Genomic DNA, 19,904 nt, shown 5'->3' with positions numbered 1-19,904 from the left:
TTTTCATCATTTGCTAGTAATTAGACTTCCAAACCTCCAAAAAGTTCTTCTAAAACTCGGACCTTCCATTCATTTACTCCCTCGAGTAGCTTTACATAATACTATTTGCTAAAATAATACCTGCACAATTAAGGATCCCAGCATTTCCATACAAAGGAGCACTTTCATGAAAAAGCAAGATTCGTCAATATCCAGCAGCAATTCCGAATTTTCCTTACTCCAATGGGCAATTCTACTCGGCACCTGTTTGTTTCTCTTTATATTCCCCTACCAGGTTGCTTTGTTTAACGGTTTTCAATTCTCTTTCGAGGGCAGCTTACTGGAAGCTATGATTTACGTATTTATTCTACTCGTAATTGTTGGCATACGATTGCTGCGAACCTGGCAGTTGACTGATTACAGATCGATACTGTCGATTGTTGTGTTGCTTATTCCAATCATGTATATGCTCTCGTCAATCAATGCTGTCGCTTCCTACAATGCCAAAATCATGCTGCAGCTCGAGTTTATGTATGCCTCTTTCTTCATCATAGGCTTATACATAGCTGTAAAGCAGCTGCATCAGGAAATCGTCGGATTATCGATCCAATTGTCTGCTTATGGCGTTGTCATTTTCGGATTTATGAATTTGTTCGGCCAGACCTATTATAATAATGCTCTGTGGGCAGCGGACAATGGCTACCGGCTGACTTCTGTTTTTCAATATTCCAATTCTTACGCAGCTTTCCTAGTTGCTATATTTCTTGCTGCTCTTTTCTCTGCCGTCCACGTCAAACAGTGGTATTGGCGTGCCGCTCACAGTTTAATGCTTGTTCCGATATGGATCTCGCTTATGCTCACCTATTCAAGGGCGGCTCTCGTTTTCATCCCATTCTTGGTGCTCATCATTCTTCCTTTCATGAAAATCAATAAACAAATTTCTTATCTAATATACATGTTTTTGGCTGTTGTTTCATCTTTCGCTATTCTGAGTAAGGTAAAAGTAGCTGCGGACAAAATATCTGCCCTTTTAGATCCTGGCTCTCAGATGGGCAAAACCATATCGTTATGGGAGCCAGTCCCACTGGGCGGATGGGGGATCTTGTTGGCGGCTTCTGTTATTATTTCGCTGCTCTTCACCCTACTCCACGATAAACTCTCCAATTGGCTTGAAGCTAAAACAACTAAAATTTCAGACACAAAACGTTCATTAGTCATGGTGCCGATCCTATTTATTGTTGTTGGCGGTCTTGCAGCTGCTCTGATATTATCCAGCAGCGGCGTTCGTAGTCTGCTTCCTCCAAGTATTGCGGAGCGTTTCGAGAATATTAATCTGCAACAGCATAGCGTTCTGGAGCGGGAAACTTTCTATAGAGATGCTATGAAGGTATCGGCGGACTATCCGCTAATCGGCGCAGGCGGCGGTGCGTGGGCCGTAATCTATGAGAAATACCAGAATAACCCCTACACCAGCAACCAGGCACACAGTTATTTTTTTCAAACCTTGATTGAGGTCGGCTGGCTGGGCTTGCTGATTGTTGTTGGATTTTTTGTGTGGGTCTATTATCTGTTTATCCGGGCTTATATTAAAAATCCTGATTTAAGAGGCAACTCTCTTTTATTTTTCATCCTTTCCTTGGCTATTCTGGCACATAGTGCCGTCGATTTTGATATGAGCTACGGGTATTTGTCCATACTTGTCTTCTTATGCCTTGGAGCTATGCTCGCTCCTTTCCATAAGGTGCTCGTGATTCCTGCTCTGGAGACCTATAAAGATAAACCATGGCGCTTCGTCTATCCCATCGCGATCTCTTTATCGGGCATTATCCTTTTCGCTCTGGTTTATAGAGAATATGATGCCAATCTCAGCTACCGACAATCCTTGTCACTCGCGATTGAGCAGAAGAAACCACTCAATGAGCTGCTGCCTTCAATCGATCATGCCATTTCAGTCGCTCCTGATCATCCGGAATACACCATGCGAAAAATAAATTGGATGGAGCAGGCCTTTAATTCGACCCAAGATCCTGCATATAGACAGGAAACGAAAAGATTAATCGATCAGTTGAAACCTTTTGCCCCTTTTGATCGTTCATTATTGTTGGAGGAATATAAATATTACAAAAATATGGGCGAAACGAATACGGTGCTTCAGGTTCTCGACACCAGTGTTGCCAGTTTCCCATGGAACATGAGCTTCTACGAAGCCGCCATCATGGAATATTTTATTGCCGGACAACAAGAAGGTTTAACCTCTTCAGAAGATAAAGATTCGAAGTGGAATCACTCTCTCGAACTGTACCAGCAAGTTCTCGACCGCATTGAACATTTGAAGTCTCTACCTGAAGGGCAGCTGCAAGGAAGAGAGTTTATCGTCACTCCTTTAATGCGCCAAGCAATTGGTCAAATAAATTACCGCAACAAAAACTATGAAGCTGCGTATAACCTTTTGAAAGAAGATATTGCAGGCGATTTAACCAATGATAGTATACGGGTTAATGTCAGATTCTACTTGGCCTCTTTGCACGCCTTAGGGCAAAAAAATGAGGAATTATTACGCAAATTGGTAGAAGCTGACGAAAATGAAAGTACAGCGGTACAGCAGCTTGTTGACAGCCAATAGATAACCTGATATTATAACCCAGTATTTCACTTATTTGAAATACTATTTTCCAAAAATGATGCTTTCTTTCCTATCAATCATAAGATATAATTGTTTTTCGATAGGTTTACTCATCCTTCATTGAAAGGAGGTGAAAACAAAATAATGAAAAAGATTTTTGCAAGCAAAATTTCAGCACTTGTCGCTTCGTTGATGATTATATCAATGCTAGTGCCTGTCCTTGCTTTTGCTGATGCTAGAATCGAGAATGTTAATCATGACACAAACACTGGAGATGTTACAGGTTCAGTGTATGTATCGGATGACGTTTATTCTGAACTAAATGATAAGACCATGGTTCCCGTTTACGTTTATGGGCCTAACGCAGTAGAAGCTACTTATGTTGCCGAAGCTGTGTATGTAGGAAATGGATATTATGAGTTCAAGTATAATACATCATCTGTACCATGTGTTACATACCAAACTCTGTACTCTGTTACAGGACAAGTGTATGGTGACCAAATCACACCAAATAGTTCCTATTGCGGTGGTGGTGGTGGTTTCCCTTGGTTCCCGGGTACTGGTAACATTATCGATGCTAACGGCAAAGTAGACAGCGCAGCACTGATCGCTCTCTTCGAAACGAACAAGAATGCTACTATTACATCCACTTCCGATGTAGTTACGATTCCTGCTTCTGCACTTATCAAAGGTGAAACTCTTACGATCAAACTGGAAGATGGTACTTCCATCACCCTGCCGATCGCTGCTTTGAAACTGGAAGAGAAAGCAAAATCCCTCGGGATTGAGCTGAGCGCTCTGGAAATCAAAGTTGAACTTAAGAAGCTTACTGGCGATGCGGAGAAGCAAGTAACGGATGCTGTATACGGAATTGGTGCGAAACCACTGGCAACGCCAGTTGATTTCAAAATCATCGCTGTTGGCGGCGGTAAAGAGGAGCAGTACCACAATCTGGGTGTTTACTTTAATCGTACACTTCCAGTGAATGGCGCTGTTGACTCTAAAAAGGTGACTGGTGTTGTGTTTGACCCAGCTACGAAAGAGCTGAGCTTCGTGCCAGCTACATTCGGAACTGAGAACGACAAAACAATCGCTACCTTGCTCCGCAACAGTGTAAGTATCTACACTGTCATCCAATTGGATAACGTATCCTTCAAGGATCTCGCTAACCACTGGGCACAGGAAGATATTGAAACTCTCGCAGCTAAGTTGGTTGTTGAAGGAACGGGCAAAAACATGTTCGAACCAAAACGCAACATTACTCGCGCTGAGTTCGCGGCTCTGATCGTTCGTTCACTCGGTCTTGATGCTACTGCAACATCATCTAAATTCTCGGACGTAAGCTCGAGCAAATGGTACGCTGGCGTTGTAGCTACGGCTGCAGAAGCTGGTATCGTACAAGGTGATGAAAAAGGTAAATTCAACCCGAACGCTAACATCACCCGTAAAGAGCTGTCGGCTATGGTCGTTCGCGCCCTGGCTTATGCTGGTAAGGAAGTTAAACTGACAGATGCGGAAGCAACTGCAGCTTTGGCCGCCTTCACTGATGCAGGCAGTCTCGGCTGGGCGAAAGGTGAAGTCGCTGCAGCAGTTAAGTCCGGTATTGTTCTTGGCCAAACTAGCACGAAAGTGGTAGGTAACGCCAGCGCAACCCGTGCTGAATCTGCTACAATGGTAATCCGTTTGCTCGGTAATGCTGGATTTATCAACAACTAATCCGGTGACTTAAAAACGACCTCTCGAGGTCGTTTTTTTGTTATGTCTGCATAGTTTCTTCCAGCATGTTCATCCTATACCTGTCGAAGAAGAGAACCTTTGATTACAGACTTTCTAAACATTTTTGTTGATTTATTATTAGAGAAGATGGATAATGGGTAATGAATAGAGACAATACATAAATAGGAGGTTTTTTGAACATGGCACATCAACTACCCGCTTTACCGTATCCCAACAATGCACTTGAGCCCCATATTGATGAAACAACGATGATGATTCACCACGATCGTCATCATAATGCTTATGTGACAAATTTGAATGCCGCTCTTGAGTCCGCTCCGGAACTGCAAAACAAATCGATTGAAGACCTTCTGAGTGACTTGAATAGTGTACCTGAATCCATTCGCACCGCTGTACGCAACAATGGCGGCGGCCATGCGAACCATACCCTCTTTTGGGAAACGATTGGACCTAATGCAGGCGGAGCTCCTACGGGTGCCCTGGCTGACGCAATCAATAATGAGCTTGGCGGTTTTGACAAGTTCAAAGAAGATTTTGCCAAAGCGGCAGCTACTCGCTTCGGCAGCGGCTGGGCTTGGCTCGCGGCTGACAAAGCCGGCAAGCTGAAAGTATACAGCCTGCCTAACCAGGATAGCCCCATTTCGGAAGGCGATACGCCTCTCCTTGGTCTTGATGTCTGGGAGCATGCCTATTACCTGAACTACCAAAATAAACGCCCTGACTATATCGCAGCGTTCTGGAATGTTGTGAACTGGTCTGAAGTTGGCAAACGTTACGAAGCAGCGAAATAAGTGATCCATGAGAGAACAGGACGATGGCTTAAAGCCTTCGTCCTGTTTTTTTGTGCATCTGATCTTTCTCACCGAATAGGCGATTGCCGCATAAGCTTTAACATGATAAATGCCTATACGCTCTGAGAAGGAGACGAATGTACATGTGGAATAACTTTAACAGTCCGGTTCCCGTGCAACCTGGATACACCATTGCCTATATTCCCCCTGCGCCTGCTGGCCGGGGCTGTGGCTGCGGCGGTCCCCGAGGGATGATGGGCGGACAGGGCGGCATGCTTCAGCCTGTTCCCGGTGGAGGCGGCCCGGGAACCTTTCCCCCGGGACCGGGTCCAGGACCCTTCCCACCCGGACCTGGCCCCTTCCCTCCAGGTCCGGGACCTTTTCCTCCAGGCCCATTTCCACCTGGTCCAGGGCCTATACCGCCATTCCCGATACCATTTCCTCCATTTCCTGTGCCTTTGCCTAACTTTGTAACGGTGGTCATTAACGGAGGGCGTTTCTTCCCATGGGTTACGCAGGCCTATAGAGTGCGCCATTTCCCGGGAATGTCTGTTTATCAGGCTTTAGCTGCAACCGGGGTTGTCCAATTCAACCGCAATGGCCAGATTGCTTTTGTAAATGGTGTGGCAGTAGCCGGAGATGTAGGTACTATCGTGAGCCTCAATGGCCGCCGGATCCCCCCTTCTTTGTTCTATCTTCCCGTTCAGGCAGGCGACTCTGTCGGTCTTGACCTGATCCTGACCGGCTCCGGCACTGTGATTCCGCGTACCCTTCCGGACACGCCATATGCATTGCCCTACAACTTGGAGATCGTTAATAATTATGATCACATAACCGACGATCCACAAGATCAATAAATAATTCCCTCCCCAACTTCCCTGTATATTTAATTATCTTTAGCCAGGTAAACAAACTACAAAAACACCAAGAGCCCGATAAGCCGTCAATGGACGCTTACCGGGCTCTTCAATTAGCTCCAACCGCTTAATGAACGCTGGCTTCTTCTTTAATCGCTTTCAACCGTTTCATCACATCATTGGCACCACGGCCAAAATAATCATGAAGCTGGTTATATTCGGCGTACAGCTTATCATATACGGCGACATTCGCCGGAATGGGCTTGAACGTCTCCTCCCGTATACGGGCCATAGCGGCTGCTGCGTCCACGACGTTATCATAACCGCCTGCCGCCGCTCCAGCAGCCACAGCGCCAAACATAGCCGCTCCCAGCGCAGGCGTTTGCTTAGACGCCGCAATCTTGATTTCGCGATTCGTGACATCCGCATAAATCTGCATGAGCAGCCGGTTCTTCTGCGGAAGTCCTCCGCAGGCATACAGCTCATCGACGGCTACACCATTGCTGTGAAAAGCCTCGACAATTTTACGCGTTCCGAATGCGGTCGCTTCCAGCAAAGCCCGGTAGATCTCATAAGGTTTTGTGAGCAGGGTTAGACCGACCAGCACCCCCGTCAGATCGGTATCCACAAGCACGGAACGATTGCCGTTCCACCAGTCGAGCGCAAGGACGCCGGACTCACCAACGTTTAGCTCGGAAGCTTTTTTCTCCAGCCACTCATGAGTGCTGATGCCTTCCTGCTTTGCCGCTTCAACAACATAGGCCGGGACAGCCTCTTCCACATACCAGGCGAAAATATCGCCAACAGCGGATTGTCCGGCCTCGTATCCGTAATAGCCGGGAATGATGCCGTCTTCGACAACGCCGCACATGCCTTCGACCTGCTTCTCTTCCGAGCCCAGCAGCATGTGACAGAGGGAAGTCCCCATCGCCATAACAAGCTTCCCAGGCGTGACTACGCCTACAGCCGGAACGGCGGCATGCGCGTCCACATTCCCGACCGCAACCGCTATGCCTGGCGCAAGGCCCATTTGCGCGGCCATATCAGCCGTCAGCTCGCCCGCTTTGGAGCCGAGCGGCAGAACGTCGCCACGCAGCTTCGTGTCGGCGAGATGTTCAAGCTTCGGATCCAGCGCTTTGTAAAATTCACGGCTCGGATAGCCGTCCTGCTTATGCCAAATGGACTTATAGCCGGCGGTACAGCTGTTGCGCACGATGTTGCCTGTCATCTGGCCCACGACCCAATCCGTCGCTTCCACGAATTTATCCGCCACTTCATAAATATCCGGCGCCTCATTCAGGATTTGCCAGGACTTGGCCAGCATCCATTCGGAGGAGATTTTTCCGCCGTAGCGAGGGAGGAAGGTCTCACCGCGTTTCGCCGCAATTTCATTAATCAGGTTCGCTTCTTCCTGTGCCGCATGATGCTTCCACAACTTTACCCAGCTATGCGGATTGGCTTTGTACGCCGCATTGAAACAAAGCGGCTGCCCTGCCTCATCAACAGGCAGCATCGTACAAGCCGTGAAATCGATGCCCAGTCCAATAACTTCGCTGGCATCTACGCCCGATTCCTTCATAACGGCAGGCACCGACTGAGTCAGCACCTCGATATAGTCAGCTGGATGCTGCAGCGCCCAGTCATGCTCCAGCTTAAGGCCAGATTCCGGTAGTTTCTCATCAATCACATTGTGGCGGTAAGGCGTCACATGCTCGGCAATTTCCGCACCATCGCTCAGACGCACGAGGACCGCGCGCCCGGATTCCGTTCCATAATCCACTCCAATAGCGTACTTGCTAATCATGATCTGAGGGATCCCCCTTTTAAAATAGTCCATGCAAACGATTACTTCTGTCCATAATAAGCATTTTTACCATGTTTGCGCAAGTAGTGACGGTCCAGTAAATGCTGATCCATCGGCTGAGCATTGGGATTTAATTGCAGGGTATGGAGTGCCATTTTGGCCGCTTCTTCCACGACGACTGCATTGTGCACCGCATTATGCGCATCTTTTCCCCAACAGAAGGGAGCATGGCTGTATACCAGAGCAGCCGGCACCTGGTTGGGATCAATTCCGCCTTTAATGAAGGTATCGATAATAACATGGCCTGTTTCCAGCTCATACTCGCCTTGAATCTCGGCTTGGGTCATGGGCCGGGTACAGGGGATTTCCCCGTAAAAATAATCGGCATGCGTCGTTCCGAGTGCGGGAATGGCCCGTCCTGCTTGAGCCCAACTAGTCGCCCATGGGGAGTGGGTGTGCACGATGCCGCCAATCCCCTCAAATGCGCGATACAAGGCAGCATGAGTAGGTGTATCCGAGGATGGGCGAAGCTTGCCTTCGACAACCTTGCCTTCCAAATCGACAATGACGATATGCTCCGGCGTCAGCTCCTCGTAGGGAACACCGCTTGGCTTAATGGCCACGAGGCCCCGCTCACGGTCAATACCGCTGACATTACCCCAGGTAAACGTAACAAGACCATACTTGGGCAATTCCATATTCGCTTCCCATACGGCTTGTTTTAAATCATCCAGCATCACAGACTCTCCCTTCAACCGCTTCCAAAGCTCCGAGTTATACCTGGTCACTGCTCTCATTATAACTTGTACGTACAAGTGTGTCACGATAATTTATATTGTTTCCTTTGAAGGAGCGGTAGACTCCCGGATAATCAGCCTTGGATCATATACGATATCCGCTTCCGGTTTTTTCCTGCCTTTCTTTGCCATCAGACGCATCAGAAGCTTGACGGCATCCTCGCCCATCCGTGTCTTCGGGTGCTCCAGCGTGGTCAGCTTGACCTCTGTGGCCGTTGCCAGAGTAGCATCATCGAAGCCTACCAGGGACAGGTCCCCGGGGACAGCCAGCCCCTTGCTCCGCACCACATCGAGCAGTCTTACGGCCAGCTCATCGTTATAGCAGACAATGGCTGTGGGACGTTCATCGGTGCTTTTGTCCAGCAAAGCTGCAAGAGCACCCGCGGGTCTGCCATGCTTTTCCTCTGTCGTATAACGGATCAGATACTCGGCATGAAGCGCCAAATGGGACTCGCGCAGTGCACGGAGAAAACCGCGCATCCGATAGATGCCCTGAAAATCATCCGTCTTGAACAATCCGGCTATCCGGTGATGTCCAAGCTTGATCAGGTGTTCGGCAGCACGATAGCCGCCAAGCTCGTCATCGACCTTCAGACATGGCGCATCCAGATCGCTGTAGCGTTCATTAAGCATGACAAAAGGAATGCCGCGCGACTCCAACGACAGATAATAGTCCAGATTCGGGTTTCCCTCCGCACTTTTGGTGGGCTCGATAATCAGGCCATCGGGCTGCTGCCGGAGCATCGATTCCAGGCTTTCCCGCTCCTTGTTCTTCTCATTGTCCGTGCTGGCCAGCAAGAGCCTTGCTCCCTCCGTTCGAAGCGCCGACTCTACGCCCCTTACTATCGTGGGAAAAATGTAATCGGAGATATGCGTGGTCATTAAGCCGATGGTCAGGCCGTGTTTGGATGGATGAGTGGCAGCAGCCCCTGATGACTCCGCAACAAAAGTCCCTTTCCCCTGCGAGCGGTAGAGCCAGCCTTCCGCTTCAAGCTCGCCTAGCGCCTGCCTTACGGTCTGACGGCTGAAGCCGTACCGCGCAGCAATTTCGTTCTCCGACGGCAGCTTGTCATGTGCCTTGAATTGATCAGTCGTAATCCAGGACAAAATTTCTTCTTTCAGTTGTATATATTTGGGTGGAAGCTGTCCATTCATGCGGCACCTCAATTCCATTGCTTAACTTGTATGTATATATTATATCACGGGATTAACTTGTACGTACATAATAGCATCTCATTGCCCTTCTTCCGGATCGCCCCGCAATAAACTTTTGACAATAAACCCGTTTATCCCTAACATATGGAACATAAAGAATCGCCAAAGGGAGAGGGGCCTATGCGATGCCAATAAATCAGGCTGGTGCGGATCATTTGACGGAAGCGGAAATGAGAGCCAAGCAAATCGGGACAAGTTATATTAGGCTCGCTATCTTTCTATTAGCGGCTCTTTTTGCTCTCTCTGTGGTTATGCAGGTATTTCTTGCGGGAATGGCCTCTTTCGCCGATCCGGCGCATTGGCGGGATCACCGCTCATTCGCTTATTATTTCACCCCGCTGCCTTTGGCTATGCTCGTTCTGACCTTTGTCGGCCGCACCGGCAAAGTGACCCGCTATCAGAGCCTCGGGATGTTTATACTGATCATCCTCCAGTACGTCACTGCTTATATGGGTGATCATATGCCCATGCTGGCCGCACTGCACCCCGTGCTGGCATTGTTGTTGTTCTGGATCTCCATCATTTGCACCAGGCAGGCTTTCACCGATTGGCGAAAAGGCCGGGTATGATCAGGGAACTCCATTATAGGTGAAACTTTTAAATTCTATAAGGTACAAAAAGCCATTATCCGGGGGATTCAACCGGATGAATGGCTTTCTTATTCTCCCCTTGCTTTTGAGAATCCTGCGCTGGATTTGAGTTAACGAACTCCCGTGCCAAGACGCTGGATCATATACCTTCTGATCTCATCGGATAAATCTTCTCTTTCCAACGCAAGATCAATCGTCGCCTGGACAAAACCAAGCTTGTCCCCGACATCGTATCTGCGGCCATTGAAGCGGAAGGCGGTGAGCGGCGATTGTTCATTCAGACGCTGCAAACTGTCCGTAAGCTGGATCTCGCCGCCCTTGCCGGGCTCCGCATGCGCAAGCAATGGGAAAATAGCCGGGTCCAGCACATAACGGCCGACCACTGCCAGATTGGAGGGAGCTTCGCCGGGCAAGGGCTTCTCCACCAGACTGCGGACTCGGCCATGCGCCGCCTCTGCGTCCAGCTCAACAATACCGTACTTATGCGTCTGATCCCAAGGGACCTCCATGACGGCTACGACAGAGGAGCTGCGGGCTTCGTAGACATCTATCATCTGCTTGAGGCAAGGTGGCTCGGACAGAAGAATATCATCTCCAAGCAGCACTGCAAAAGGCTCGTCCGCAACAAAGCTGCGCGCACATAACACCGCATGTCCAAGCCCAAGCGGCTCCCGCTGCCGCATATAGCAAATATCCGCCATATGGGAGATGCTCCTGACCAGTTCCAGCATTTCTGCTTTGCCATGCGCTTCAAGCTCGGTCTCAAGTTCAACGGACTTGTCAAAATGATCCTCAATCGCCCGTTTATTTCGTCCGGTTACAATCATAATATTTTCAATGCCGGAGGCGACTGCCTCCTCTACAATATATTGAATGGCAGGCTTATCGATCAGCGGCAGCATTTCCTTGGGCTGCGCTTTAGTGGCCGGCAGAAACCTTGTCCCAAGTCCTCCTGCGGGTATAATGGCTTTTCGCACGCGTTTTTCCGACATGAGTGTCCTTCCTCCCATAACCGTTGTATCATTCCATACTTTCTTCCATCATACCTTCTATCGGACAATCGTACCATGCCCAAATAACCAGTTCAATCGCGTTTGACACCAAGCTTGCCTTCATGCCACACTAAAACAAGAGACATCGCCTTCAAACCTAGCCGACAAGGAGGGCTAATCATGCTTATTAACCGGTCATTGCGCACATCCCGGCACGATGAAATGATTGATATCACCCGTGAAATCACGGCGATTGTCAGCAAAGAAGGCGTTCAAAGCGGCCTGGCCGTCATTTATTGCCCGCATACAACCGCAGGCATTACAATCCAGGAGAACGCCGATCCCGATGTAAAGCACGATGTGCTGATGCGTCTGGATGAGGTCTATCCATGGGAGCATCCGAAATACCGTCATGCGGAGGGCAATACTGCTTCCCATCTGAAAGCGATCACTACCGGTACCTCGCAAACGGTCATTATTGATCAAGGCCGCCTGCTCCTGGGCCGATGGCAGGGCATTTATTTCTGCGAGTTCGATGGACCGCGGTCACGCGAATATTACATCAAGCTAATTAAGGAATAAAGCGGCTGGCATGAAAGGTGAAGATCGCTTTTTCATCCCTAAATAAGAGACTTTATAAACGCATTCTCAGTTGGCACGATCCTTCTTGCGCAAGCAGGGACAGACGCCTCTTTGAGAATGCGTTTTTTCAGCATGGGCCGTTTCGTCTCCACCCTTCTGCCAGTCCCGCAGCAATGCTTTGTCCTTAAAGACTGCCCGTTAAGAACCCCTTCCCCCATCGCATCGCGGATAAGCTCTCAGCGTGCAATTTGATTATGCACGAGAGCGGCTGAACGTGCCCTTATCTTTTCAAATGAGTATTGACATCCTCTCTTAATTATAATAATTTTAATATAGAAATTATTATCGATATGGTTTCAAAACTAAAATAGCTTGGTTAAGAGAGGAGAGAGCGATATGGAGAATATCGTTATTGTAGGCACCGGACCAGCCGGGCTGACAGCTGCCATCTATCTGGCGAGAGCGGGCTTTAATCCGCTTGTTCTGGAGGGGCCGCAGCCAGGCGGCCAGTTGACGACGACGACCGAGGTGGAGAATTACCCTGGTTTCCAGGATGGCATTCTCGGTTCCGAGCTGATGTCCAACATGCGCAAGCAGGCACAACGATTCGGTGCACGTTTTCAGACCGGTTGGGTCGATGAAACGGACTTATCCGAACGTCCCTATAAGTTGAAGCTGGACAACGGCAGCGAAATTATTACGAAATCTGTGGTTATTTCTACCGGTGCTTCGGCAAAATATATGGGAGTGCCTGGAGAGCGTGACAATATCGGCCGCGGAGTAAGCACTTGTGCAACATGTGACGGATTTTTCTTCCGCGGAAAAAAAATCATTGTCGTCGGAGGCGGCGATTCCGCCATGGAAGAAGCCTCTTTCCTTACCCGGTTCGCAACCGAGGTCAGACTGGTGCACAGACGCGATGAGCTCCGCGCTTCGAAAATCATGCAGGACCGGGCAAGAGCCAATGACAAAATTGTCTGGAGCCTGAACGCAACCCCGCAGGAGGTTGTTGCTGGAGAATCCGGTCTTCAAGGACTTCGTGTACGGGACAATGCGACTGGCGAGGACATGCTGCTTGAAGCGGACGGCGTATTCGTCGCGATCGGGCATACACCGAATACCGCCTTTCTCGGCGGTCAAGTGACAACGGACGATCAAGGCTATATCGTGGTCCAGCCTGGAACGTCAAGAACCAATCTCCCTGGCGTGTTCGCATGCGGCGATGTGCAGGACCGCCATTACCGTCAAGCTATTACGGCTGCGGGCAGCGGTTGTATGGCAGCTCTGGATTGCGAACGGTTCCTGGAAGACGCCGATGCGGCCGCAATGAATGCAGACCCGCTGCTCGTTACTCAAGAAGTAGCTTTCGGAGATTGAGGAGAAAACGTTTCGTTGATAATTTTCCGGCATGGCTGGAGATTCATCAAATAGATAATAAAAATTAAGGAGCGTGTTTTCAATGACGAAGCTGCATGATATTTTAAACAAGCAAATTTCTACCTGGAGCGTTCTTTATGTCAAGCTGCACAACTTCCACTGGTACGTCAAAGGCAACCAGTTTTTCACCCTACATGTGAAATTTCAGGAGCTGTACGAGGAAGCGACACTCGTCGTTGACGATTTCGCAGAACGTCTGCTTGCACTGGAAGGCAAGCCTGTCGCTACGATGACGGAGCACTTGAAGCTCTCCAGCGTCAAAGAAGCTACCGGCAAAGAAGAAGCGACGCAAATGGTTGAATCCCTGATCAGCGACTTCACCCTTGTCGCAGCCGAGCTGAAAGAAGGCATGGAAGAAGCCGAGAAAAAAGGCGATGAAACAACCGGCGATATGCTCCTTGCGGTTCACAAATCGCTGGAGAAGCATCTGTGGATGCTCAAAGCCTTTAACGGAAAATAATTGCGGATTGACCCTCGCGTTAGAAGACCGGACAGGCCAGCCCGATGCGGCAGGTAAACATAAAAGCGCCAACTTCCTCATTTGGAAGACTGGCGCTTTTTTTCTATTCACTCAAAGGGAGGATCAAGAAAAAGGAATCACATGGTCCGGCAGGCTGATTGCCCTTAACAGCCGCTCAGGCCTTATTTTTTCTTACTCTGCGCGATCCGCTCCTCCAATTCGTTCAAATACGTCCACCGGTCCATCAGCTGCTCCAGGCGCGCTTCCTGCTCCCCCCGCTGGGCGATAAGAAGCTGAAGCTGGGCGGAATCGCTGGAAGCAGCCTCCATACGGTTCGTGATGTCTTCCAGTTCCTGCTCCGCTTTGGCTATATCCTCGTCGATCGTCTCGAACTCGCGCTGTTCCTTGAACGTCATCTTCAACGGCCGTCCCGCACTGCCGCCTTGCGGAGACTCCGCTCCGCTGCCTGCACCGCCGCCATCCGGCGTCTGCTGGCCTGCGTTTCCCGAACCCGGTGCATCCGGATCGGCCTGGCGTCTTGCGCCACCCTCAGTCGATAATCCGCCGCTGCGGCCAGCCCCGGAAACTCCGGCTGCGGCCTGGACCTGTTCGTAATCGGAGAAATTGCCGACATGCTGGGTGATGACACCCTCGCCTTCAAAGGCAAAGATGCGGTCCACCGTCCGGTCCAGAAAGTACCGGTCATGGGATACTACAAAAACAACGCCCGGGAAATCGTCCAAATAGTCCTCCAGTACAGTCAGTGTACTGATATCCAGATCGTTGGTTGGCTCATCCAGCAGCAGCACATTGGGCGCTTCCATCAGCACGCGCAGCAGCTGCAGTCGTCTCTTCTCACCACCTGAGAGCTTGGCGATCGGCGTCCATTGCTGTGCGGGGGGAAACAGAAACCGCTCCAGCATCTGAGAGGCGCTCACCGTTGAACCATCTGCGGTCGTTACGCGTTCCGCGCTTTCGCGGATATATTCGATTACGCGCAGCTGGTCGTTCATCTCTTCCCGCTCCTGCGAGAATACGCCCAGCCGCACTGTCCCTCCGAGCGACACGTCGCCTGAGTCCGGTTCGAGCTTACCGGCAATCAGCTTCAGCAGCGTCGACTTGCCGAGCCCGTTGCGGCCTACTATGCCCACTCTGTCCTCCGGTACGGCAATATAACTGAAGTCGCGGATAACCGTCCTGCCCTCAAACGCTTTATGGAGCGACGCAAGCTCAATAATTTTCTTGCCAAGCCGCGATGAGGCGACGGACACTTCCAGCTTGCCGCCCGCTTTCTCGGGCGCGGCATCCTGCAGCGCTTCAAAACGCTGGATACGTGCCTGCTGCTTGGTGGAGCGGGCTTTTGCGCCGCGGCGCATCCAGGCCAGCTCGTTCCTGAGAAGGTTTTTCCGTTTGGCTTCCGATGCTGCCTCCCGCTCCTCGCGGTCCAGCTTCAGTTCCAGAAACTGACTATAATTGGCAGTGTAGAAATACGCCTTACCCCGGTCCAGCTCCAGCATCCGATTGCTGACGCGGTCGAGGAAATACCGGTCATGGGTTATCATCAGCAGCGCGCCTTTGCGCTTCTGGAGCATGCCCTCCAGCCAGGCAACCGATTCGTTGTCGATATGGTTGGTCGGCTCGTCCAGCAGCAGCACATCCGCAGGCTGTACGAGCGCGGCCGCCATGGCGACACGTTTGCGCTGGCCGCCGGACAAGGTGCCCAGCTGCGCATCGAACCTGGCTATGCCAAGCTTGGTCAGCGCCGTCTTCGCATCGCTCTCCAGCGTCCAGGCATCCAGCTCATCCATCCGCTGGTTGGCCCGTACCAGCTGCTGCTGCAGGTCGCTGTCTCCAGGCATCCTCTCCAGCGCCTGGAGTGCCTGCATGGAGGCGCGCACGGCACGCATCTGCTCGGAATCGCCGCTCAGCACATGCTCCAGCACTGTAAGCTCCGGGTCAAAAACCGGATTCTGCGAGAGCATCTGTACCGTTGCCCCGCCAGCAACAAGAATAGAGCCCGAATCAGGGGGCTCTAGGCCTGCAACAACATTCAGAAAGGTCGATTTGCCGGTGCCGTTCACACCGATAATTCCGATCTTGTCGCCCGTTTCAACACCGAACGACACATCTTCAAACAATATCTTCTCACCATAGCTTTTGGCAATGTGATCAATCGTTAATACGTGCATCCATAATCCCGCCTAACGTGAAGTCAATCACAGAAAATGCAAGCTGCTGCATATTCTGTCCTCTATCCACTTTAAACGATAAGCTAAGCTTCAATCAAATCTTTCTTTGAATAAGCCCCTGCGGACTGCTGCGCTTTGAAGGCAATGGCAGCCATTGTGCGGACCGCTTCTACCGGATAACTGCCTGAAGCGGTCTCCCCGGAGAGCATGACCGCATCCGATCCGTCCCATACGGCATTCGCGACGTCGCTTGCTTCCGCCCGTGTCGGACGTGGCTGGCTCTGCATCGACTCCAGCATTTGCGTGGCGGTGACGACGAATTTGCCCGCTTTGTTGCAGGCGGCAATCATTTGCTTCTGGGCGATCGGAACATCTTCCAGCGGAATCTCTACACCCAGATCCCCCCGTGCGACCATGATGCCGTCCGAAGCCTCGATAATCGCCTCCAGCTCCTCAAGCCCTTCCTGGTTCTCAATCTTGGAGACGATCCGGATATGTCCGGCTCCCTGCTCGGCCAGCATGCGCTTCACTTCAAGCACATCCTCGGCGCGGCGCACGAAGGACATCGCGATCATCTCCACGTTCATTTCAATACCGAACCGGATATGCTGCTTGTCCCGCTCCGTCACGCCAGGCAGGCTGGTGCGGATGCCTGGCAGATTCACGCCTTTGCGGGATTTGATCACGCCACCGTTCTTGATGACGCATTCGACTTCCGTGCCTGAGACCGAGACGACCCGAAGCTCAATCAGACCGTCATCGATCATGATCCGCGAGCCCGGCGCGACATCCTGCGTCAAATCATAGGATACCGAGATTCGTTTGTCCGTGCCGATAATCGGCTCTGTCGTCAAGGTCAGCGATTCTCCGCTCTGCAGCAGATACGATGGCTCCTGCAGCAGGCCGGTGCGGATCTCAGGCCCTTTGATATCCAGCATCATCGTAACCGGCGTTTTCAATTTTGCGGCAACGGCGCGCACGTTTTGAATCCTTTCACGGTGATCGCTGAGCTCCCCATGCGCCAGGTTCAACCGGGCAACGTTCATGCCCGCCTGAATCATTTCTTCCAAAATCGCATTGTTGTTGCAAGCCGGTCCCATTGTACATACAATTGTTGTTTTTTTCATCCGTGTCACTCTCTCTCCTTGTATATCTCTGTTCTTTCATTGTAAAAGAACCCTTGTCCAAGAGCGATTCACTATAGTACAGTAATTGTATTATAGTATGACAGAATCCGGCGGTGGCTCATGTTTCACATTTTTGAAATCTCACAGGACCGCGGCATACCCGCAAGAGAAAGAAGACCGCTCGGCAGCGACTGCTATACGCTCGTCTGGGTACGCTTTGGGCAATGCAACTTTGAATACCGGGGCAGCATTGCGCTCTGCCGCAAGAATGAATTGCTCCTCATCCCGGCAGGCGTTCCCGCCGCCGAGCTCCGCGGAGCCGGCGGGATCCGCGAGAGCATCACGGTCCGCTTCAGTCCGGCAGGCAGCGAGGCCGCCAGCCTGCTTCCCCTGCTCGCGCGAAGAGAGCCCTTGCGCTGGATCACCCACATGCCGGAGCTCCTTCTGGATAAGCTCCTCCAGCTTGCTGAGCATTGGACCGAACGCGATCCCTATTTCACCGTCATGTGCGGGGCTTTATTGACGGAGCTGATCGTGACCGTCAACCGCGAGGTCGATGAAGGGGAGCAGGCTCCTTCCTCCATCCGTCATATTGAGCGGATGAAGCATTATATTGAAGAGCAGTACCGCAGCCGCGTTACCAAGACGGAGCTGGGTGCATGCATCGGAGTGAGCCCCAATTATGCGGCTTCGCTGTTCCGCAAAGTGACTGGACTTACAATAAGCGAATACGTCCATCTCAAGCGGATGAAGACCGCCCAGTATATGCTCCGCCACTCGCAGCTGTCCGTGCAGGATATATCCGAGCATCTGGGCTACAGCGACCCCTCCTATTTCAACCGGGTGTTCAAGCGGATCGTCGGCAAGCTGCCCTCCGAACTGCTGGACGAGCGGGAATCGACGGGCAGGGAATAAAAAAAAGACCGGCAAGGAGCCGCGAAGGCGACCCTTGTCAGTCTGCTGTGTAATCCTGTTCCCTTTGCTTCATATGGGCGTCGTAGAAGAATAAGGTTCAAGATGTATATTGGAACACGCTAAATGGATTGTATGATTTGACTGATTTTTCTATCAATAATGGAATCGTCCGATGCATCCAGATACTGCGGCTTTAACAATTGGTATTTCTTCAACCTGTAAAAATCCATAAGCGCTTGTTTCAACGTAAGGTCATAATGTATGGAAAAGGATGATTCAATGATCCGCCGCAGCACAGCATCATCTTGAATCATAAACAGCACGGCGTTCATTCTGTTGAAAATCCCCTGCTCCATACCGGATTCAAAAAACACTTGTAAATTTTTATTGCGAATTTGCTCGGCGGCAGCAAGTTTTTCAAACAAGCCTGGATAGGATTCTTTGAGATCTTGTAAAAACAGATCAGAAACATAAATCACGCATTTCAAAGATTGCTCATATGTTTTCTGAAACCGTTCGATATAAGAGACGGAATCGTCCTTCACAAGGATATCAGCCTCAAGCAAGTAGTTGATATAATGCTCGACAACCACCTGGATCACGTCATCCCTGGAGGAAAAATGCTTATAAAGCGTCACTTTACTGATATCCATATGCCTCGCGATATCATCTATCTTAAGTTGGCTAAATTTCATTTTTCTAAGAATCGGTTTAATTTTATCAATGTATATTTCTGCGCTAACCGCTTTTCTCACCAAATGAGCCTCCTTTGCTGTTTATAAATCATCTTACATCGTAATCTCGGCCAATACAAACTATTTTAACAAAAATAATTAAATTAACTATTTTTATTAATTTAGTTTACTTTGTTTTCTTTTCGTTGTATGCTTTTCCTGTACCTGCTAAAACGAGGGAGGAAAAACAATGAAAACCATATTAATCACAGGTTCTTCATCCGGGATAGGAAGAGCTGCAGCACAATATTTTTGGAGGCAAGGATGGAATGTGGTCGCAACAATGCGTTCTCCGGAGAAGGAGACCGAGCTGAGCCGGTTGGATCGCGTATTGGTTACAAGACTTGATGTCCTCGAAAAAGAAACGATTCATCATGCTATCGCAAAAGGTATCGAGCATTTCGGCAAAATCGACGTTTTGCTGAACAATGCCGGTTATGCTGCAATTGGTGCATTTGAAGCCGCAACTGATCTTCAGGTAAAAAGGCAATTTGATGTCAATGTGTTCGGTACTTTCCATACAACTCAAAGCATCCTGCCTCACTTCAGAAAAAATAAAGGAGGTACGGTCATTAACATTTCATCCGTAGGGGGGAGAATCGCCTTTCCGCTTTTAACCCTTTATCATGCGAGCAAATTTGCTGTCGAAGGGTTTTCGGAATCGCTTTTCTACGAACTCGCGACCCAAAATATTAAAGTGAAAGTGGTAGAACCCGGAAATGTCACTACGGACTTTACAGGCCGATCCATGGAGATACTAACGGACGATGACTTGGATTCTTATCGAACTTATACAGAAACAGTAGTGAAGAAGCAAATGGAGAGCTTTCAAACGAACATCTCCTCGCCGGAATTGATTGCTGAGACGATCTACGAAGCCGCTATCGATTCATCGGATCGTTTTCGATACGTAGTCGGAGAAGATGCCCAATTTCTATTGAAAATGAGAGCGGAATCTACGGATGAGCATTTTATGGAGGTTATTTCGAGTAACTTTAGTTAGGGGAGAACGCATCGTTTGGGCGACACAAAGATGCCAGGGGATGAGTCCCCTGGCATCGGCTCATAGAAGTAT

The 19,904-nt window shown here is 50.1% G+C and carries 16 protein-coding genes and 1 pseudogene; 10 read left to right on the top strand and 7 right to left on the bottom strand.

The annotated features are described in order from the left end of the window. Positions 1-490 precede the first annotated feature (490 nt). From IEY46_RS25810 to IEY46_RS25795, 4 genes are all read left to right on the top strand, one after another. Positions 491-2,602: an O-antigen ligase family protein gene (locus tag IEY46_RS25810; RefSeq protein ID WP_188996621.1), complete on the top strand. Its 2,112-nt coding sequence runs from the start codon at positions 491-493 to the stop codon at positions 2,600-2,602. 144 nt (positions 2,603-2,746) lie between these two features. Beyond that, a complete protein-coding gene (locus IEY46_RS25805) occupies positions 2,747-4,318 on the top strand; it encodes an S-layer homology domain-containing protein (protein ID WP_188996619.1) in 1,572 nt (523 codons plus the stop codon). A gap of 200 nt (positions 4,319-4,518) precedes the next feature. Next, on the top strand, positions 4,519-5,130 hold the full coding sequence (locus tag IEY46_RS25800) for a superoxide dismutase (protein WP_188996617.1): 612 nt from the start codon (positions 4,519-4,521) through the stop codon (positions 5,128-5,130). Positions 5,131-5,273: 143 nt separating this feature from the next. After that, on the top strand, positions 5,274-5,987 hold the full coding sequence (locus IEY46_RS25795) for a hypothetical protein (RefSeq protein WP_188996615.1): 714 nt from the start codon (positions 5,274-5,276) through the stop codon (positions 5,985-5,987). 127 nt (positions 5,988-6,114) lie between these two features. On the opposite strand, the gene IEY46_RS25790 is transcribed toward IEY46_RS25795, so the two are convergent. From IEY46_RS25790 to IEY46_RS25780, 3 genes are all read right to left on the bottom strand, one after another. Continuing rightward, complete coding sequence (locus IEY46_RS25790) at positions 6,115-7,791, bottom strand: ribulokinase (protein ID WP_188996613.1); 1,677 nt, start codon at positions 7,789-7,791, stop codon at positions 6,115-6,117. 41 nt (positions 7,792-7,832) lie between these two features. Beyond that, a complete protein-coding gene (gene araD / locus IEY46_RS25785) occupies positions 7,833-8,528 on the bottom strand; it encodes an L-ribulose-5-phosphate 4-epimerase (protein WP_308422842.1) in 696 nt (231 codons plus the stop codon). A 93-nt stretch (positions 8,529-8,621) separates the two neighbouring features. Then, positions 8,622-9,743 carry a GntR family transcriptional regulator gene (locus IEY46_RS25780; protein ID WP_188996611.1) on the bottom strand — a complete coding sequence of 374 codons (1,122 nt, stop codon included), beginning with the start codon at positions 9,741-9,743 and terminating at the stop codon, positions 8,622-8,624. 185 nt (positions 9,744-9,928) lie between these two features. On the opposite strand from IEY46_RS25780, the gene IEY46_RS25775 reads away from it, so the two are divergent. Further along, the gene (locus IEY46_RS25775; RefSeq protein WP_188996609.1) at positions 9,929-10,372 is read left to right on the top strand and encodes a DUF6220 domain-containing protein; all 444 of its coding nucleotides are present in this window, start codon (positions 9,929-9,931) and stop codon (positions 10,370-10,372) included. Positions 10,373-10,503: 131 nt separating this feature from the next. Here the strand turns inward: IEY46_RS25775 and galU are convergent, their stop codons facing one another. Continuing rightward, positions 10,504-11,385, bottom strand: a complete 882-nt coding sequence (galU, locus tag IEY46_RS25770) for a UTP--glucose-1-phosphate uridylyltransferase GalU (RefSeq protein WP_188996607.1) — start codon at positions 11,383-11,385, stop codon at positions 10,504-10,506. A gap of 180 nt (positions 11,386-11,565) precedes the next feature. Here galU and IEY46_RS25765 point away from each other — a divergent pair, with 180 nt between their 5' ends. The 3 genes from IEY46_RS25765 to IEY46_RS25755 all read left to right on the top strand — a co-directional run bounded on the left by IEY46_RS25765 (position 11,566) and on the right by IEY46_RS25755 (position 13,864). Continuing rightward, positions 11,566-11,967, top strand: coding sequence for a secondary thiamine-phosphate synthase enzyme YjbQ (locus IEY46_RS25765; protein WP_188996605.1), 402 nt, complete (start codon positions 11,566-11,568; stop codon positions 11,965-11,967). Positions 11,968-12,363: 396 nt separating this feature from the next. Then, positions 12,364-13,344, top strand: coding sequence for a thioredoxin-disulfide reductase (trxB, locus tag IEY46_RS25760; protein WP_188996603.1), 981 nt, complete (start codon positions 12,364-12,366; stop codon positions 13,342-13,344). An 82-nt stretch (positions 13,345-13,426) separates the two neighbouring features. Beyond that, positions 13,427-13,864, top strand: coding sequence for a Dps family protein (locus IEY46_RS25755; protein WP_188996601.1), 438 nt, complete (start codon positions 13,427-13,429; stop codon positions 13,862-13,864). Positions 13,865-14,046: 182 nt separating this feature from the next. Here IEY46_RS25755 and IEY46_RS25750 read toward each other — a convergent pair whose 3' ends face one another. Both IEY46_RS25750 and pyk read right to left on the bottom strand, forming a co-directional pair. Then, positions 14,047-16,053: an ABC-F family ATP-binding cassette domain-containing protein gene (locus IEY46_RS25750; RefSeq protein ID WP_188996599.1), complete on the bottom strand. Its 2,007-nt coding sequence runs from the start codon at positions 16,051-16,053 to the stop codon at positions 14,047-14,049. A gap of 95 nt (positions 16,054-16,148) precedes the next feature. Beyond that, positions 16,149-17,180, bottom strand: a pseudogene (gene pyk, locus IEY46_RS25745) (pyruvate kinase); the annotation flags it as partial. A gap of 120 nt (positions 17,181-17,300) precedes the next feature. Here pyk and IEY46_RS25740 point away from each other — a divergent pair. Further along, entirely contained in the window at positions 17,301-18,095 is a 795-nt protein-coding gene (locus tag IEY46_RS25740) for a helix-turn-helix transcriptional regulator (protein WP_188996595.1), read from the top strand. A gap of 119 nt (positions 18,096-18,214) precedes the next feature. Here the strand turns inward: IEY46_RS25740 and IEY46_RS25735 are convergent, their stop codons facing one another. Then, complete coding sequence (locus tag IEY46_RS25735; RefSeq protein WP_373288889.1) at positions 18,215-18,850, bottom strand: TetR/AcrR family transcriptional regulator; 636 nt, start codon at positions 18,848-18,850, stop codon at positions 18,215-18,217. A gap of 169 nt (positions 18,851-19,019) precedes the next feature. On the opposite strand from IEY46_RS25735, the gene IEY46_RS25730 reads away from it, so the two are divergent. Beyond that, entirely contained in the window at positions 19,020-19,832 is an 813-nt protein-coding gene (locus tag IEY46_RS25730; protein ID WP_188996593.1) for an SDR family oxidoreductase, read from the top strand. The last annotated feature ends 72 nt before the right edge of the window (positions 19,833-19,904 follow it).

Origin of the sequence: Paenibacillus nasutitermitis, assembly GCF_014641075.1 — a bacterium.
Taxonomy (GTDB): domain Bacteria; phylum Bacillota; class Bacilli; order Paenibacillales; family Paenibacillaceae; genus Paenibacillus_Z; species Paenibacillus_Z nasutitermitis.
This window is presented reverse-complemented; position numbering and strand designations above follow the sequence as displayed.